Annotated in this window: 11 protein-coding genes; 2 read left to right on the top strand and 9 right to left on the bottom strand. The window is 42.9% G+C overall.

Translation table 11 applies throughout. The features are described 5' to 3' along the window. Positions 1 to 31: 31 nt before the first annotated feature. The 9 genes from FSB73_RS14220 to FSB73_RS14185 all read right to left on the bottom strand — a co-directional run bounded on the left by FSB73_RS14220 (position 32) and on the right by FSB73_RS14185 (position 12,759). Complete coding sequence (locus FSB73_RS14220) at positions 32 to 3,271, bottom strand: SusC/RagA family TonB-linked outer membrane protein (protein WP_146783512.1); 3,240 nt, start codon at positions 3,269 to 3,271, stop codon at positions 32 to 34. Between the two features lie 311 nt (positions 3,272 to 3,582). After that, entirely contained in the window at positions 3,583 to 5,268 is a 1,686-nt protein-coding gene (locus FSB73_RS14215; RefSeq protein WP_146783509.1) for a ribulokinase, read from the bottom strand. 45 nt (positions 5,269 to 5,313) lie between these two features. Then, positions 5,314 to 5,760, bottom strand: a complete 447-nt coding sequence (locus tag FSB73_RS25100) for an MFS transporter (protein ID WP_225974017.1) — start codon at positions 5,758 to 5,760, stop codon at positions 5,314 to 5,316. 17 nt (positions 5,761 to 5,777) lie between these two features. Further along, positions 5,778 to 6,674 (bottom strand): MFS transporter, encoded by an 897-nt coding sequence (locus tag FSB73_RS14210; RefSeq protein ID WP_225974016.1) that lies wholly within the window; start codon positions 6,672 to 6,674, stop codon positions 5,778 to 5,780. 9 nt (positions 6,675 to 6,683) lie between these two features. After that, positions 6,684 to 8,483 (bottom strand): L-fucose isomerase, encoded by a 1,800-nt coding sequence (locus tag FSB73_RS14205; RefSeq protein ID WP_146783507.1) that lies wholly within the window; start codon positions 8,481 to 8,483, stop codon positions 6,684 to 6,686. Between the two features lie 209 nt (positions 8,484 to 8,692). Beyond that, positions 8,693 to 9,922, bottom strand: a complete 1,230-nt coding sequence (locus FSB73_RS14200; RefSeq protein ID WP_146783504.1) for a DUF6786 family protein — start codon at positions 9,920 to 9,922, stop codon at positions 8,693 to 8,695. 196 nt (positions 9,923 to 10,118) lie between these two features. Then, a complete protein-coding gene (locus tag FSB73_RS14195) occupies positions 10,119 to 11,135 on the bottom strand; it encodes a LacI family DNA-binding transcriptional regulator (protein WP_146783501.1) in 1,017 nt (338 codons plus the stop codon). Between the two features lie 50 nt (positions 11,136 to 11,185). Beyond that, positions 11,186 to 12,355: a glycoside hydrolase family 172 protein gene (locus FSB73_RS14190; protein WP_146783498.1), complete on the bottom strand. Its 1,170-nt coding sequence runs from the start codon at positions 12,353 to 12,355 to the stop codon at positions 11,186 to 11,188. A gap of 251 nt (positions 12,356 to 12,606) precedes the next feature. Continuing rightward, positions 12,607 to 12,759, bottom strand: a complete 153-nt coding sequence (locus FSB73_RS14185; RefSeq protein WP_146783495.1) for an HNH endonuclease — start codon at positions 12,757 to 12,759, stop codon at positions 12,607 to 12,609. Between the two features lie 150 nt (positions 12,760 to 12,909). Between FSB73_RS14185 and FSB73_RS14180 the strand changes: the two genes are divergently transcribed. Together FSB73_RS14180 and FSB73_RS14175 are read left to right on the top strand one after the other, a co-directional pair. Continuing rightward, positions 12,910 to 13,371 (top strand): MarR family transcriptional regulator, encoded by a 462-nt coding sequence (locus FSB73_RS14180; protein WP_146783492.1) that lies wholly within the window; start codon positions 12,910 to 12,912, stop codon positions 13,369 to 13,371. A gap of 37 nt (positions 13,372 to 13,408) precedes the next feature. Beyond that, on the top strand, positions 13,409 to 14,263 hold the full coding sequence (locus tag FSB73_RS14175; RefSeq protein ID WP_146783489.1) for a universal stress protein: 855 nt from the start codon (positions 13,409 to 13,411) through the stop codon (positions 14,261 to 14,263). Positions 14,264 to 14,343 lie beyond the last annotated feature (80 nt).

Genomic DNA, 14,343 nt, shown 5'->3' with positions numbered 1-14,343 from the left:
ATCATTCGATTTTAAAATTCTGATAGCTTTATTAAAAGGATACATCCAGGCCAAATTTGAAGGATCTCGGAATGACATAGGGATTGCTATAATCATTACCGGTAAAATTCTCCGGATCAGGGCCGGTAAAACGATTGTCTCCCCAGCTTTTTTTGATACTCACCAGATTCAAGGCTACGACAAAAAAGTGCAGCTTTTCTATGCCAATAGAAGAAGTAATGGCGGCAGGCAGGGTATATCCCAGCTGTATATTGCGCAGTTTGAGATAACTGCCCGACTCCATAAAATAGGTAGAGGTTCTCAGTTCATCATTGGCATTGGTCAGTGACAAAGCGGGAATGGTAGAAGTTGGATTAGCCGTAGACCACGCGTCCAGTATTCTGGTGGGATGGTTAAAGCCGCTTTGTACCCATACATTCCAAAAATCACTGTAAGTCTTCCAGCCATCTGAAACAGTTCCCCCAGCTACACCTTGCCAGAACATGGAAAAATCAAGATTTTTATAACTGGCATTAAAGCCTAAACCAAATTCTACTTTAGGATCCCAGCTGCCAATCCAGGTACGGTCATAATCATAATCAATCTTACCATCCGGCACGCCCTCAGGTCCAGACAGGTCCTTATATCTGATTCGTCCCAGCCCTTTGCCAGGCTGATCGGCAGACTCGTCTACCTGCTGCTGCGTGGTAAATAAGCCATCTGCAATAAAACCGTAATAGGAATGGAATGGATGACCGATAATATCATCGCCTTTCAGGGCACTGCCGCCATAGGTATATAAAACTGTATTGGGCACACTGACGATTTCATTGTGGTTGTGACTGATATTGGCCGTAATAGAATACCTGAATTTTTTAACCGGATCGCTATTATAGGTCAACTGCAGTTCATAACCTTTATCCACCATACTGGCACCATTATACCATTCATTGGCGCCTTCTCCGAGTACACCGGGATAGGGTGGGTTATACAACATCCCGTCTGTAAAGCGGTGATAGTAATCAAAGGATCCAAAGAGTCTTTGATTAAAAAGACCAAAATCAAGTCCAATATCTGTTTGCCGGTCAGATTCCCATTTTAAATCCGGGTTACCAGTCTGTACCTTGCGGAAACCGGAAGGCAGACTTCCCGTTTCCAATCCGCCGATTCCATAGGAGGTCCCATTATAATCAGCCACAAAATAGGTCTTACTGGCATTCGAAGATATAGAAGAGGTGTTGCCGTTCATGCCCCAGCTGCCCCGCAGTTTTAAATCAGATATGGACTTGAACTTTTTCATGAAAGCTTCCTGACTGATGCGCCATCCTGCGGAGAAAGCCGGGAAAAGACCGTATTTATGGTTTTCGCCAAATTTGGAGGAACCATCATCTCTCAGTGTACCTGACAATAAGTAGCGATTATCGTAGGCATAGTTGAATTTTCCAAAATATGACAGAAAATTATAACGGTCTCCACCACCCGATACAGCCATATTGCCGGTAGCTGTACCTAAATAGGCATAATCGTAATTTTCAAAGGCCAGTCCCTGCCTGTTACCAGTCATGTTCTCTGTCTGATATTTAGTAGCCTCCGTTCCAGCCAGTACATCTAAAGAATGTTTACCTGTTTGTAATTGGTAATCCAGCGTATTGGTATAGCTGAGGGTCGCGGCCTGCCAATACCATTGATCGACATTATTGATTGGCTGAAATTTACCTCCACCCTCAGTAAAAGTAAATTGAATGGTTCGATGATAGCCTTCGGTATAGATCAACCCCACTTGTGAGCGGTAATGAAAATGCTTTAGAAAATTTACATCTGCATATATATTGCCATACAGTTTATTGTATTTATTGGCATTGTCTTTATTTAAGTTTAGCTCTCTGACCGGGTTCCAGTAATCATCCATACCCAGGTTAACGGCAGAACCACCCCATCCCCCATCCGTGGTATGAACCGGCACAATGGGTGGCTCAACCAGTGCATTGTGCATCTGGTTTTGATCCACCATCCGCATATGAGAGGCTTCCATATTTTCGCCGATCGTTAAATGATGGTTGAGTAAATTAAAACTAGTATTCAACCGGGCGGTAAAGCGTTTATAACCAGTATACTTTTGAGTACCTTCATTCTCATTGTAATTGATGGAGAAAAGCGTCCTGGAGTTCTCAGTACCACTGGATACAGTGACCTGATGGTCTTGCTGCAGCCCTAACTGAGAGATTTCATCCAGCCAATTGGTACTCGCCGCAATCATCGTTGAGTCATCATTTAAATATTTACGTGGGGTAATTTTATCCAGTATCGGGATACCCTGATCATTTTTGTGCCAGTCATAGCTATAAATCTGGGTCGCATCCCCAGGATCCTGGCCATCATTAACGGCAGCTTGCCAAAGCGCCTGTCCATATTGCATGGTATTCATCATCGGCACTTTGTTTGCAAACTGAGAAAAACCCATGGCACCATTATAAGTAACTTTGGCTTTCCCCAAGTGCCCTTTTTTAGTTTCAATGAGAATTACACCTGCTCCACCCTGTGCGCCATATATACTGGCAGAAGCTGCATCTTTTAAGATCTGCATAGAAGCAATATTATTGGGGTTGATATCCCTGAGATTTATATTGCCACTAGGGACGCCGTCAATCACAATTAAAGGCGAGGCGCCGTTAATGGAGGTTAAACCTCTGATCTGGATGCCTGTATTGCCAACAGGGCTGCCATCAGTGGTGATATGCAAGCCAGGCACAACTCCTTGAAGGGCTTGCATAATATTGGTGACCCCATGATTTTTAGAAAGATCCTTTTCAGAGACCACACTGATAGCGCCTGTTAGATCTGCTTTTTTCTGTTTCATATACCCCGTCACAACAATCAGATCCAGATCACCATTGCTTGGTTTTAAGGATAGGTCAATCTGATGACGACCTTCAACTGCTACCGTATCTTTAATAAACCCTACCGCAGAAATAATCAAACTACCTTTACCATCAGGTAACGTCAACTGATAATGTCCCCGGTCATCTGTAACAGTTCCTTTGTTGGAATTCAGGATCTGAACAGATACCCCTTCGATAGACTTTCCGTGGTCATCTGTAATCAATCCCCGAACTAAAAATGCGTCCGGTTGCTTTTGACGCTGCAAATAGGTAAAACCGCTTGCCTGGACCTTCAACGTACCTAAAAGCAGTAACAGTAAAAATAAAATAATAGGTAAGCGAAGACATCCGCTGGCAAGCCTGTTAGCCGGCCACCTCTGTCTTAATTCAATGCTAGAAAATTTTTGATTCATTTTAAATGCATTAAAATGTGAATAAATAAATGCTCGTGTAGTGAAAACTGATTTAAATAAAGATGCTTAAACTGCATCTGATCTCGTATGATTGTGTCTATATTTAAATGATTTAATTGTTCCGCTATTTGCTGGTGGAAATTTTCTGACTGCCAAGGATTAAATCGCCTCACCGTTTAACCCATCTTTACACCTCCTTAACCACAACACCGCAACCCCTGCTAAGCAAATACGATTCTTTCATAAAACCTCCTCTGACATCAGCTGTTCATATTAACTTAAACGATTAAGCATTTAAAAAAACAAAACCATTAATGAAGACTCACCGCTAATTCCTTTGCTGCCTCCTGTTCTATAAAATAACCCAACTGCTTATACCGCTGATAACGCTCTTCTATTACATTTCTCCACTTTGCATCCGTGTTGGGCAGATAGGTCGTCAATAAACCTTGTCCCATCTGCTGCATGGCGACCTCAATATTGTCATACCATCCAGCCTGTGTTGCGGCAAACATAGCTGCCCCTAAGGCACAACATTGATTGGCCCGATTACATTTAATCGGTCGGTTCAAAATGTCCGCCATCCGCTGCATAACAAAGGAAGATTTATGGGCAATGCCGCCCAACCCAATAATGCCTTTAACGGGGATACCGCTGTCCACAAACCTTTCCACAATGGCCCGACTACCAAAACAGGTGGCCTCTACAAGTGAGGCGAATACCATCACCGGGTCCGTAGCCAGTTCCAGACCTGTAATCGCTGCTTTAAGTAAAGGTTGTACATCCGGACTGCGCCTGCCATTAAACCAGTCCGTACTGAGTGGCAATTGCCGCCACTCATCCAGGTTTAAACTGGCCGCCTTTTCAGACAATATATTGAGTAAACTTTCCGGCGTAGCATCATTAGAAATACCCAACCAACCCAACGGCGCCAGCAAAAACTTACTGAACCAATTATACACATCCCCAAAAGCAGACTGACCAGCTTCCATGCCAATCATACCTGGTATGATAGAATCCGGCACCTGACCACAGATGCCAATAATTTGCTTTTTTTGAAATTCCGCTGCAGGTACCACCAACATATCACAAGTAGATGTGCCCATCACTTTACTTAGAAAATAAGGCTCGATCTGGCCGCCTACGGCGCCCATATGGGCATCCAATGCCCCTATTCCAATTCTTACGTCACCAGGCAACCCTAATTTTTCTGCCCAGTCTGAGCTGATCGTACCTGCTGACTTAACACTGTCATATACCACACTACTCATTCTGCTGTTACAATCACTTAATAATGGGTCCACCCCTTTTAAAAAACTTTCCGGCGGAAAGCCGTTCCATTTTTCAGACCAAAGTCCCTTATGTCCGGCTGCGCATATATTCCTTTTTAAAGTCTTTACATCCTTACCGCCGGTCAGCAAAAAAGGCATCCAGTCTGCATGTTCCACAAAAGCGTAACAGGCCTTAGCGGCGTCACTGCCTGATCTTAATAAATGCAGCCATTTGCTCCACAACCACTCCGGCGAATAAAAGCCACCCACACCTTCCAGATAAATCCCGTTTATGGCACCAAGACTGGCATTATAACAGTTGATATCCTCAGCTTCTTTGATCGAACTATGGTCTTTCCATAAATAGAACATGGCATCTGGATCCTCTTTAAAACCTGCCAATAAGGCAAGCGGCATACCTGATTTATCTACCGGTGCAGGTGTAGACCCGGTAGTGGCTATCGATAAAGCACCTATACCAGAGACAACGTCTGCATCCATTCCCTGCAAAACCTTGTTGACAACAACAATCAAGCTTTCTATGTAATCCAGTGGATGTTGCCTAAATACCTTATTTTGAGCATCACAATAAAGTCCTTTTTGCCACCTGGGATAGAGGCAATCCGCCTCGGCCATAATTTTACCACTGTCTGCATTTACCAGTAAGCACCTGACAGCGTCTGTCCCAAAATCTACACCCAAACAATATTTTTGTGTCGTATTCATTATTTTCAACTTTCTTTCGTTTTTCGTTATTATAGCGGCGCATAATTAATGATGCGCATTCAGCGTTATTCTGGCTACATCCCCCTTAAAATGCCTATTGAACCGCGTCATGGTCAGTAGGGCAAAAACAGCAATAAATAAAAAACAGACCAGCGGGACGACAAAGGCCACGTGCATACCAAAATGATCGCCAATCGCCCCCATTATCGGCGGACAAAATGCCCCACCTGCCACTGCCATTACCAGAAAGGAGGCAGCTTTTTTGGTAAGCGGTCCCAGGCCACGTAAACCAATAGCAAAAATGGTCGGGAACATAATGGACATAAAAAAATAAGTGGAAAAAAGCGCGATCACACTCATCCAGCCTAAATGCATCACTACTAAGGCCACAAGCAATGTATTCACCAAACCATAGATGGCTAGTAAGGTTCTGGGTGAAAAGAATTTCATCAAATAAGCGCCTACCAATCGACCTATCCAAAAAGAGCCCATGCCACCCAGCGCCAGAATTAAAGAAGCAGCTTGTTCTGCATTTTGGGCATAAATACCTTACCAAATACCCCCAGATGCTCCATCATGGCGGCAACACTTTGTTTTAACCCGGTAATCGCATCAGTTGTATAATTGATAAAAAAAGAATTAACGCCTGTCTGCGCAGCAACATATAAAATCTGGGCAATCACAGCCAGCACAAACATGGGATGTTTTAAAAGGGCGGAGGCAGGGGCGTTATCAGCGATCTGCCTCGATTCAGGATCATTTTTTTCCTGGATCACCGGAAGTTTGGTAAATACAAAAACAAGAATTAAAACCGTCACAATACAGCCCACCATCATATATGGAGGGATTAAAGAATCAAAAGTACCAGCATTGCCTTTTTGCTCAGCACCAAAGATCAAAAGCCCACCCATTAAAGGCCCCAGAATCCAACCCAGTCCATTAAAAGACTGGGCAATATTGATTCTTCTGGCAGCACCGGAGACAGGCCCCATGACTGTCGTAAAAGGATTGGCAGCTGTTTCCAGGCAGGCCAGGCCACAGGCCAAAATAAATAATGCCAGTAAAAAGGGAATAAAGGCTGCCAGCTTAGCCGCCGGATAAAACAAAAAGGCGCCCAAGGCAAAAAGCGATAATCCCAGGATAATTCCTTTTTTATAACCGTGACGCTTCATAAAGATACCAGCTGGATAAGCCATCACTAAATAGCCGATATACAAAGAGAATTGCACAAAGCCTGACTCGGCCTTCGATACATGTAAGGTATCTTGAAAATGCTTATCCAACACATCCAGGAGGCCATGGGCAAATCCCCATAGCAAAAATAGCACGGTGATGAGGATAAAAGGCCTTAGATAATTTTTGCCTCCTTCTCCTTTAAAAAGCGGTACGCTGCTACGATGATTCATAATGAATGATTAATGGGTTTTATATAGCGGTCCAAATTGTCTGCAGGCTCTGTAATCAGCTCCTTCAGGATCAGCTCCAAAACTGCTCCAGGTCGAGGGACGCATGATTTTTTCGGGGGCCACATTGTGCATGTTTACCGGGATTCTAAGCATCGCTGCCAGGGCGATGAGTTCATGGCCAATGTGGCCACTGCAAATTGCACCATGATTGGCACCCCAGGCCGCCATAACACTATAAACATCCCTAAAAGGCCCTCTGGCGTTTTTGTCAGTTCTCGGTACAAACCAGGTGGTAGGCCAGGTTTTATCAGTACGGTTATCAAGTGTGGTATGCACTTGATCCGGCAAGCTCACCGTCTCGCCTTCTGCAATCTGCAATACAGGTCCAAGGCCCGCTACCAGATTTAACCTACACATAGTAACAGCCATCTCGCCTCTGGTCACAAATTTAGAAGAAAAGCCACCACCTCGAAAATAATCCGTGTTGGCCGGATACCAGGTAGTCGCCTCCAGGCAAGCCTCTTTTTCCGCCTCTGAAATCTCCCAAAATGGTTTCATGACAGGGACAGCGTTTTTTTCTTGCTGACCGGTACCGTCCAGTGTTGCAGAGCCAGAATTGATCAGATGAATAAATCCACCCGATGCCACTCCTTCTGGTCTCCAGCCAGTAACACGCTCCACACTGTCCGCACTCCAATAAGTTCTCACATCAGCAAAGATCTGCGCCGTATGCGTTAGTAGATTACCGAGCAACATGCTGATACCATTTAGACTGTCATTCTCGGTGGCCACCGTTAAAGGAGCCCTTATGCCATTCCAGTCAAAAGAAGAGTTAAGTATTGCTTCAGCAAAGTCCCCATTGGGTAAAAAGTCCGTCCACTGCCGCTGCCCCTGGAATCCGGATACAATCGCATTATGTCCGCCCGCTTCTTCGCCGTATCCAATTGTTTTTAGGTGATCATTGCCTTGCATCAGATCGCGGATAATCATCGTCATCTTAATCACAAAATCCCAGTCCTGATCCAACTTTTCCCGGGTAAAGCGTTTTTCTACCCTGTTATAATCCTCGCCTTCCTTACAATATTTAGTCACCCAGGCTTTTGCCTTACCAAATTCATTCTTATCAAAGATTCCCTTTTCAATGCGCCTTAATACTTCGCTGGAATCCACAAATTCAGTGCGCATGCCAAAATACTCCTGCAACAGCTGTGCATTCACCATGGAGCCCGCAATGCCCATACAAACAGATCCGATGGCCAAATAGGCCCTCCCGCGCATCAGCGCTACGGCCAGCCCTGCCCTGGCAAAAGTCAATAATTTTTCACTGACATCCTGTGGAATCCTTTCATCACCCATATCCTGTACATCGTGTCCATAAATGCCAAAAGCAGGCAGTCCAAATTGATTGTGAGCCGCCAGGGTGGCAGCCAGATAAACAGCGCCTGGACGCTCCGTGCCATTAAAACCCCAGATAGCCTTAGGCATAGTGGGATGCATATCCATGGTTTCACTACCATAACACCAGCATGGTGTAACTGACAGGGACACACCGACATTTTCCAGCTCAAATTTCCTTCTGCAGTTATCCGCTTCTTTGACCCCGCCTATGGTACTGTCAGCAATCACAACCCGCACCGCAGAACCGTCTGGGGAATGCAACTGCTGCGCAAATAATTTGGCCACACTACGAGCCATCTGCATAGTGGTATCTTCCAAGGATTCCCTTATGCCACCAAGCCTTCCATCAATAATTGGTCTAATGCCAATGGCTGGATAAAATATTTCTTGTTCTTTCGTTTTTGTTTGCATGTGCTTTTGTATTTATTGAAAAGTTTTAAATATTTTCGAATTAATAAGCGTCCATTCAGGGCATGACTTATCCGTTAGGTTCCAAAAGTCATTTTTTTGAACCTTGCAAATCAACTTTTTAAATGATCGATTTGTGAATGAATAAGTTGTTTAATGGCGTCCCAACTGCCAACACTTATCCGATGTTATGTATGTAACCAAAGAGTGCCTTACTGAAAGGCACCTTCAATCTCTGACAGGGAAACCCCCAGCATTTTTTCTGCGATTATATTTAATTCATTTACAGATCCAGTAAAATGGTAAACAGATTGCCTATGCATCAGCGAAGCGCCTGGCGCCAGGAAGGCCGCCGCAGAAACGCTTTCCATTTCATAAAAAGGTCCCATCTGGCTTCCATCTTCCAAGGGGCCGTCATTATATGCATTGACCGCATCCCCGATAAAAGGAGGTTTATTGGTATTCCACTCCTGATTCAGGTATTTAGCCGCTGGATCCAGATCAAAATGAAGTAAGGTAAGAACCTTTGTATCTGCGGCGTAACTTCCGATCCAATCCTTGGCCTTAACAGGGCTTACACCCAATTTACCCCTGCTTTTGCCATCTGCTTTCAGGTAAAGCACATGATCATTGTGTTTTAACCTGTCAGGAGCAATCTGGCCAAAATAATCTGTCGTAGCGACCTCCTTAAACTGCTGCTCTGGTGTTGATTTAAATGGAACAACGATCACCGTTTTTTCCGATGGCGTAAACATATCTAAAATCCAGATGCAAGGCATACCTGTGTTTTTATCCCAGGCCTGGTTACCGGTATTGGTTAATTTATTTTCTGTTATATAGCCCACTGCTTTAACATCAGTCAGATTCCTTTTAAAATCGAGTCCTGTTTGTTGTTGCATTTCCGCTGCAGACAAAACACGAATGGTTCTGTCAATGGATAAAGAAAGTTTTGTCCCGCTGTAATTTAGCAGATTCATTTGTTTTGTCAGCATTGCAGAACTTGCATCTGCCTTTTCTAAGTGCCAGGGCGCCGTATCATAGTCTGCAGGGGTTTTCCAATGATCAAAATCCATTTTAGTGCCAGGTGCAAAAAATAAGGAAAACTTTCCCCCTTCCGGACCTAACCAAAACCTGTTTTCTCCACCATAGGCATTCATATGAGGATCCACAGCCCCAGAGAAAGCTTTATAATTGACCCAGCCAAAACTACGGCCAGATAACCCTTCAGCTGTAGAAGTAAAAACCTTCGCCTGATATTTTGGCGAAACAATCACCTGTGCTGCTGGATTGCCTGGTAAAGTCAGCACTAGTAATCCACTGTCTTTGTCCTTCAAAAAACGGAGGTCTTTGCCAAAGTTATTTGAAAGACTATCTGTGTGAACTGTATCGCTACTATTATTGTCACTACTAGACGCATGGCCATTGTTATTTTTACACGACATACATAAGATGGTTAATGTGAAAAGAGAAATTGACAATGCCTGTCGGCAATTTTTTTTTATGGAATACATTTCTTTGTTTGTTTAAAAATAAAAAAATAGAAAACTTCGAAAATTTATTACATAATTCCATTTTATATTCAATTTATGGCAATTGATATTTGCTTAAACCTTTAAGCTTTTTAAGCCACAAATAAGATTAACTATCTCTAATAACCAATTTGGCTTCAACGATCACCGATTCAAATATTCTTTCATACGGGAGCTGTTGCAACTTTTTAACCAAGAGACTTACCGCTTCCGCTCCTAATTGATGCAGGCACTGTGAAACATAGCTTAATGGTGCATAGAAAAAATCAAAGGCATCACTTTGGTCAAAAGAAACAATGGCTAGTTCATCCGGTACTTTAATGCCCAGTCTATTAATAATTTTAAGCCCCAGTACTGCCAGGCTGTTGGTAACAAAAAATATAGCATCCACCTTATGCTTGCCGTTAAAAAGTTTCAACAGTTGCCTTTCTACATCTGTTTCAATGTCCTGATAAGACGCTTCACAGATCAGCGCCTTATTGGCCTTTAATCCATGTTTCTTTAGTGCCTGTTGGTACCCCTTGGTGCGATCCGTAATATGTGCCAGGGTAGTCTTATAGGTCAATACTGCTATATTTTTTCTACCCTTACTAATTAAATGGCTCACCGCTTCCTGGGCGATCTCAGCATTATTGATCCGAACAATATCCGCTGGCAGCCCAGGAAAATAACGATCAATAAGTACCACAGGTTTCCCCGTATTTTGCAAGGCCAGTATCTGATCCTCCGTATGCTCTGCAGGCGCAATGATAAATCCATCTACTTGCCGATTTAGAAATACACTACTCAGACTTTGTGATTTCTGGGCATTTTCGTCACTGCTGCCAAAAAAGACAACATATCCTTGCTTTCTGGCCTCATCCTCGATCAAGCGGGCAATCATGGAGAAAAACGGATTAGAGATATCTGCTACAATAAGTCCTATTGTTTTTGTCTGGCCGCTTTTTAAACTTTTAGCCACTAAATTTGGCTGATAGTTCATCTCTATAGCGGCCTTCCGGATTTTTTTCACCATTTCCGGGCCCACCCGAAACTGTTTTTCCTTATGATTGATCACATAGGAAACCAGCGCAGTGGAAACACCCAGGTGCTCGGCTATATCTTTAAGGGAAGTCTTTCTATTCATGAATGTAAATCAATGCTTTATCAGCCAAATGTAAGGATTATTTGTTTATTTTAATTGACTTCCAGCGCATCCTTATCCGGAAATTTTGGAAATGGCTGATGCGGCTGGGTCTGATACCAGAATACGGTGGTCGCAATATCATCCTGCAAAGGCAGATACCGCCCTTCACTGCGCCAACCCAGATCCTGAATGGTAACTTTCAGATCCTTCTCAAAGCGGATCGGATCCGTTATATGCCATCTGTACATCCCAAATCGCTGTGATACCTCATAATGCCCATCACCTCTTAACACCTGACACAGGCCCGCATAAGGCGTACAGTATTCCGTATAGTCTACCTTTTCCACACCGGCATCATTTTTCTTGTGCGTATCAAAATCATAAGAACCACAAAAATAATCTTCTGTACCAGTTCCGCAGATGGTGGGATACTGCGTATCCCCATCCATATAAAACTTAATTTCTCCTTCACCCCACCAGCCATTATTATGTACACCGATGGCCATATAAGTACCTACATACTGACCTCTCCCTTTTACATTATCCAGCAAAACATATTCTTTTTTATACGGTTGTGGGTTCACCCTGCGGAACTGCGCATGAAAATAGGCGGCATCATCCGGCACTTTGGTTTCTATATAGTCTACCTGATAATAAAGGGTCATTGGATGTTCATCAATATTTTCCATGGTTATACGACAATGTTTTCTAAAAGGCATAGGCCAGTAACAATTAAACGCACTGCCAGGATTAACGCAAACCGCCATGGATACTAGAGGAGAATATTTACCCCAGCCCATACAGAAAAAATCGCCCACGGGTGCTTCTACTGAAGGGGTATCTTCACCATCCCAATAAAAGCGAAGAATAGAATTGCGCCAGTTACCCGTTGGAGTCATCCAGATATGCTGTATAGACCCTGACCCATCAATATCCGCAATGGTAAAAGTGGTATGAGGTTTAATAACGACACTTGGGCTTATTTTCCAACCTTTACCCAGATCACGCGCCGCATTTTTACCTGTTCCTTCAGTAGCCATCCCTCCTTTACCTTTTTCACCGGTAAAGTTTTCCGGGCTTATAGACCTGGATTTGGCATCTGAAAGTTGGTAGAGGTTACTAATGGTTCCATTGATACCGTTATAGGCATTTTGCGCCTTCAGGGAAGATCCCATCAAAAGCGTTAAAACAAAAAATACAGCAAATCTCAATTTAATCATAATTAGCGCATTTAGAGTGACTGAGTTGTAAATTGTATCCAGATAAACAATGCAAATCCCCGTTTAAGTAGCAAAGAAGGTTGCGATAAAATAGTTTACTTAAACGTTTAAGCTGCAATTTATATTTTAAGATTCAAACTGCCAAATATTTTTTAAATAAAACCAAACAACTCGTTAAGAACAAACAGAAATTCAATTAAATAGCCCGTATTTTTTCTTTTTAAAAAAACAATCATCCGCTAAATTTATAGTTAATAAAACCAGGGGGAAAATAAAACATTTACATTGGACAAATCATCTACACCGCCTTTTGAAACCGGAATCAAATGTTCTATGGTAAAATGAGCACCATGCAAACCGGAGAATTTCAGTTCACCATAAATACATTTATGTTCAATGTTCATTTTTGGGTCAGCATACTATAAATATTGCTAAAATAGCTAAAGAAAACTTGGGTAATATTAGTTTGAATTCAAACTAATATTCGTAACTTTATACTATATACAGTCAACGGGTTTAGGGTTATCAATATCCATTGGCGAAAAAGACCTATTATGAAAAAGGCAAAAAATCAAAAAGCTGCATTAGCCCTTGAGCTGGCGCGCGCCCAAAATGAGATGCGCAGCAAAATGCGACAAGTGATTCAGACCAAGATCAGTGCCCTGGACCCAGACCTTTCTTTTGAACTTTTAGAAGTCATCGGGCTGCTCTGGCGCAGTGACGGCATCAATCAACAAGAAATCAGCGATCGACTCAGTAAAGATAAATCCAGTGTCACTTATCTGATCAATGCCCTGGTCAAAAGAGCGCTGGTCAAAAGAATAGAACATGAAAAAGACCGGCGTCATAAGCTGATCTTTTTAACGGATAAGGGCAAGCAGATCCGTAAGGTTATTTATCCGCTGGTACTGGAATCTTATGCTGATGCCTGTGGCGATATAGATCTGGAAATATTAAAACAAAATACGGTCATGATCCGGGAAATGACCAAGAATCTGGACGCTTTTGGTGACTAAGACTGTATCAACACTTACGAAAATAAAAAATACATATATGAAAACCATATTAGTTCCCGTTGACTTTTCTAATGCTTCTCAAGGCGCTGTAAATTATGCAGTCCATTGGGCAGGGCGTTATGGCTATGAACAGATTATACTATTCAAGGTGCATTATGAGTCATTTATGGATTATATATCGACGCTCGGCATCGGCTACAGTTTTATGGGCAAGGAGGCCAGTGCCAATTATAGGAAAGCCTCCAAAAAGCTCTTAAAGCGACTTGAAAAATCAGCGCATGCAAGCCTTCCTCAAGATTCAAAAATCATCATCCGAACGGCTACAAGCGACCTGCCCCTGACAAGAGCAATTATGGAAATCCTATCCCAACAACCAGGCATTGAATTAATCGCACTTGGCAGCGATCATACCCGCTCAAGTGAACCCGGATTTATTACCTCAAGTATCATTAAAATTGCCAGGATTTCCCCTGTTAAGGTGCTGATTATACCGGAAGGATATCTTTATACACCCATTGAGAAAATCCTTGTTCCTTGCGACTTAAAACATATGATGCATTTAAGCAAACTGGAAAAATACAGTGCCATGTTAGGCTCCCATAGTGAACTGACCATATTGAATATTTATACAGACACTAATGAGCAGCAGGAGGCGCTTATTGAGCAGTGGAAAGAAAAATTGGAAGGAATTTTTAAAGGTCACCACTTGGAACTCTATCATGCGCTGGATAAGGATTCCTTGCATGGTGCACTCGCCTTTGTAAAGAGCCATCCGACAGATTTAATAGTCGCTCTGCCTGGGACACACAGTTTTCTATATTACCTGGCTAGTAAAAGTCTTTCAGAGGGCATTTACAAAAACACCAACCAGGCGGTGCTCCTGCTCAAATAAAAGCAGGGATTTAAAATGGTCCTATTTGCGAACAAACCAGGCGATGCATACAACTGGGAAGCAAATAGGAGTGACAAACT

Source organism: Arachidicoccus ginsenosidivorans, from assembly GCF_007971385.1.
Lineage (GTDB): Bacteria > Bacteroidota > Bacteroidia > Chitinophagales > Chitinophagaceae > Arachidicoccus > Arachidicoccus ginsenosidivorans.
This window is presented reverse-complemented; position numbering and strand designations above follow the sequence as displayed.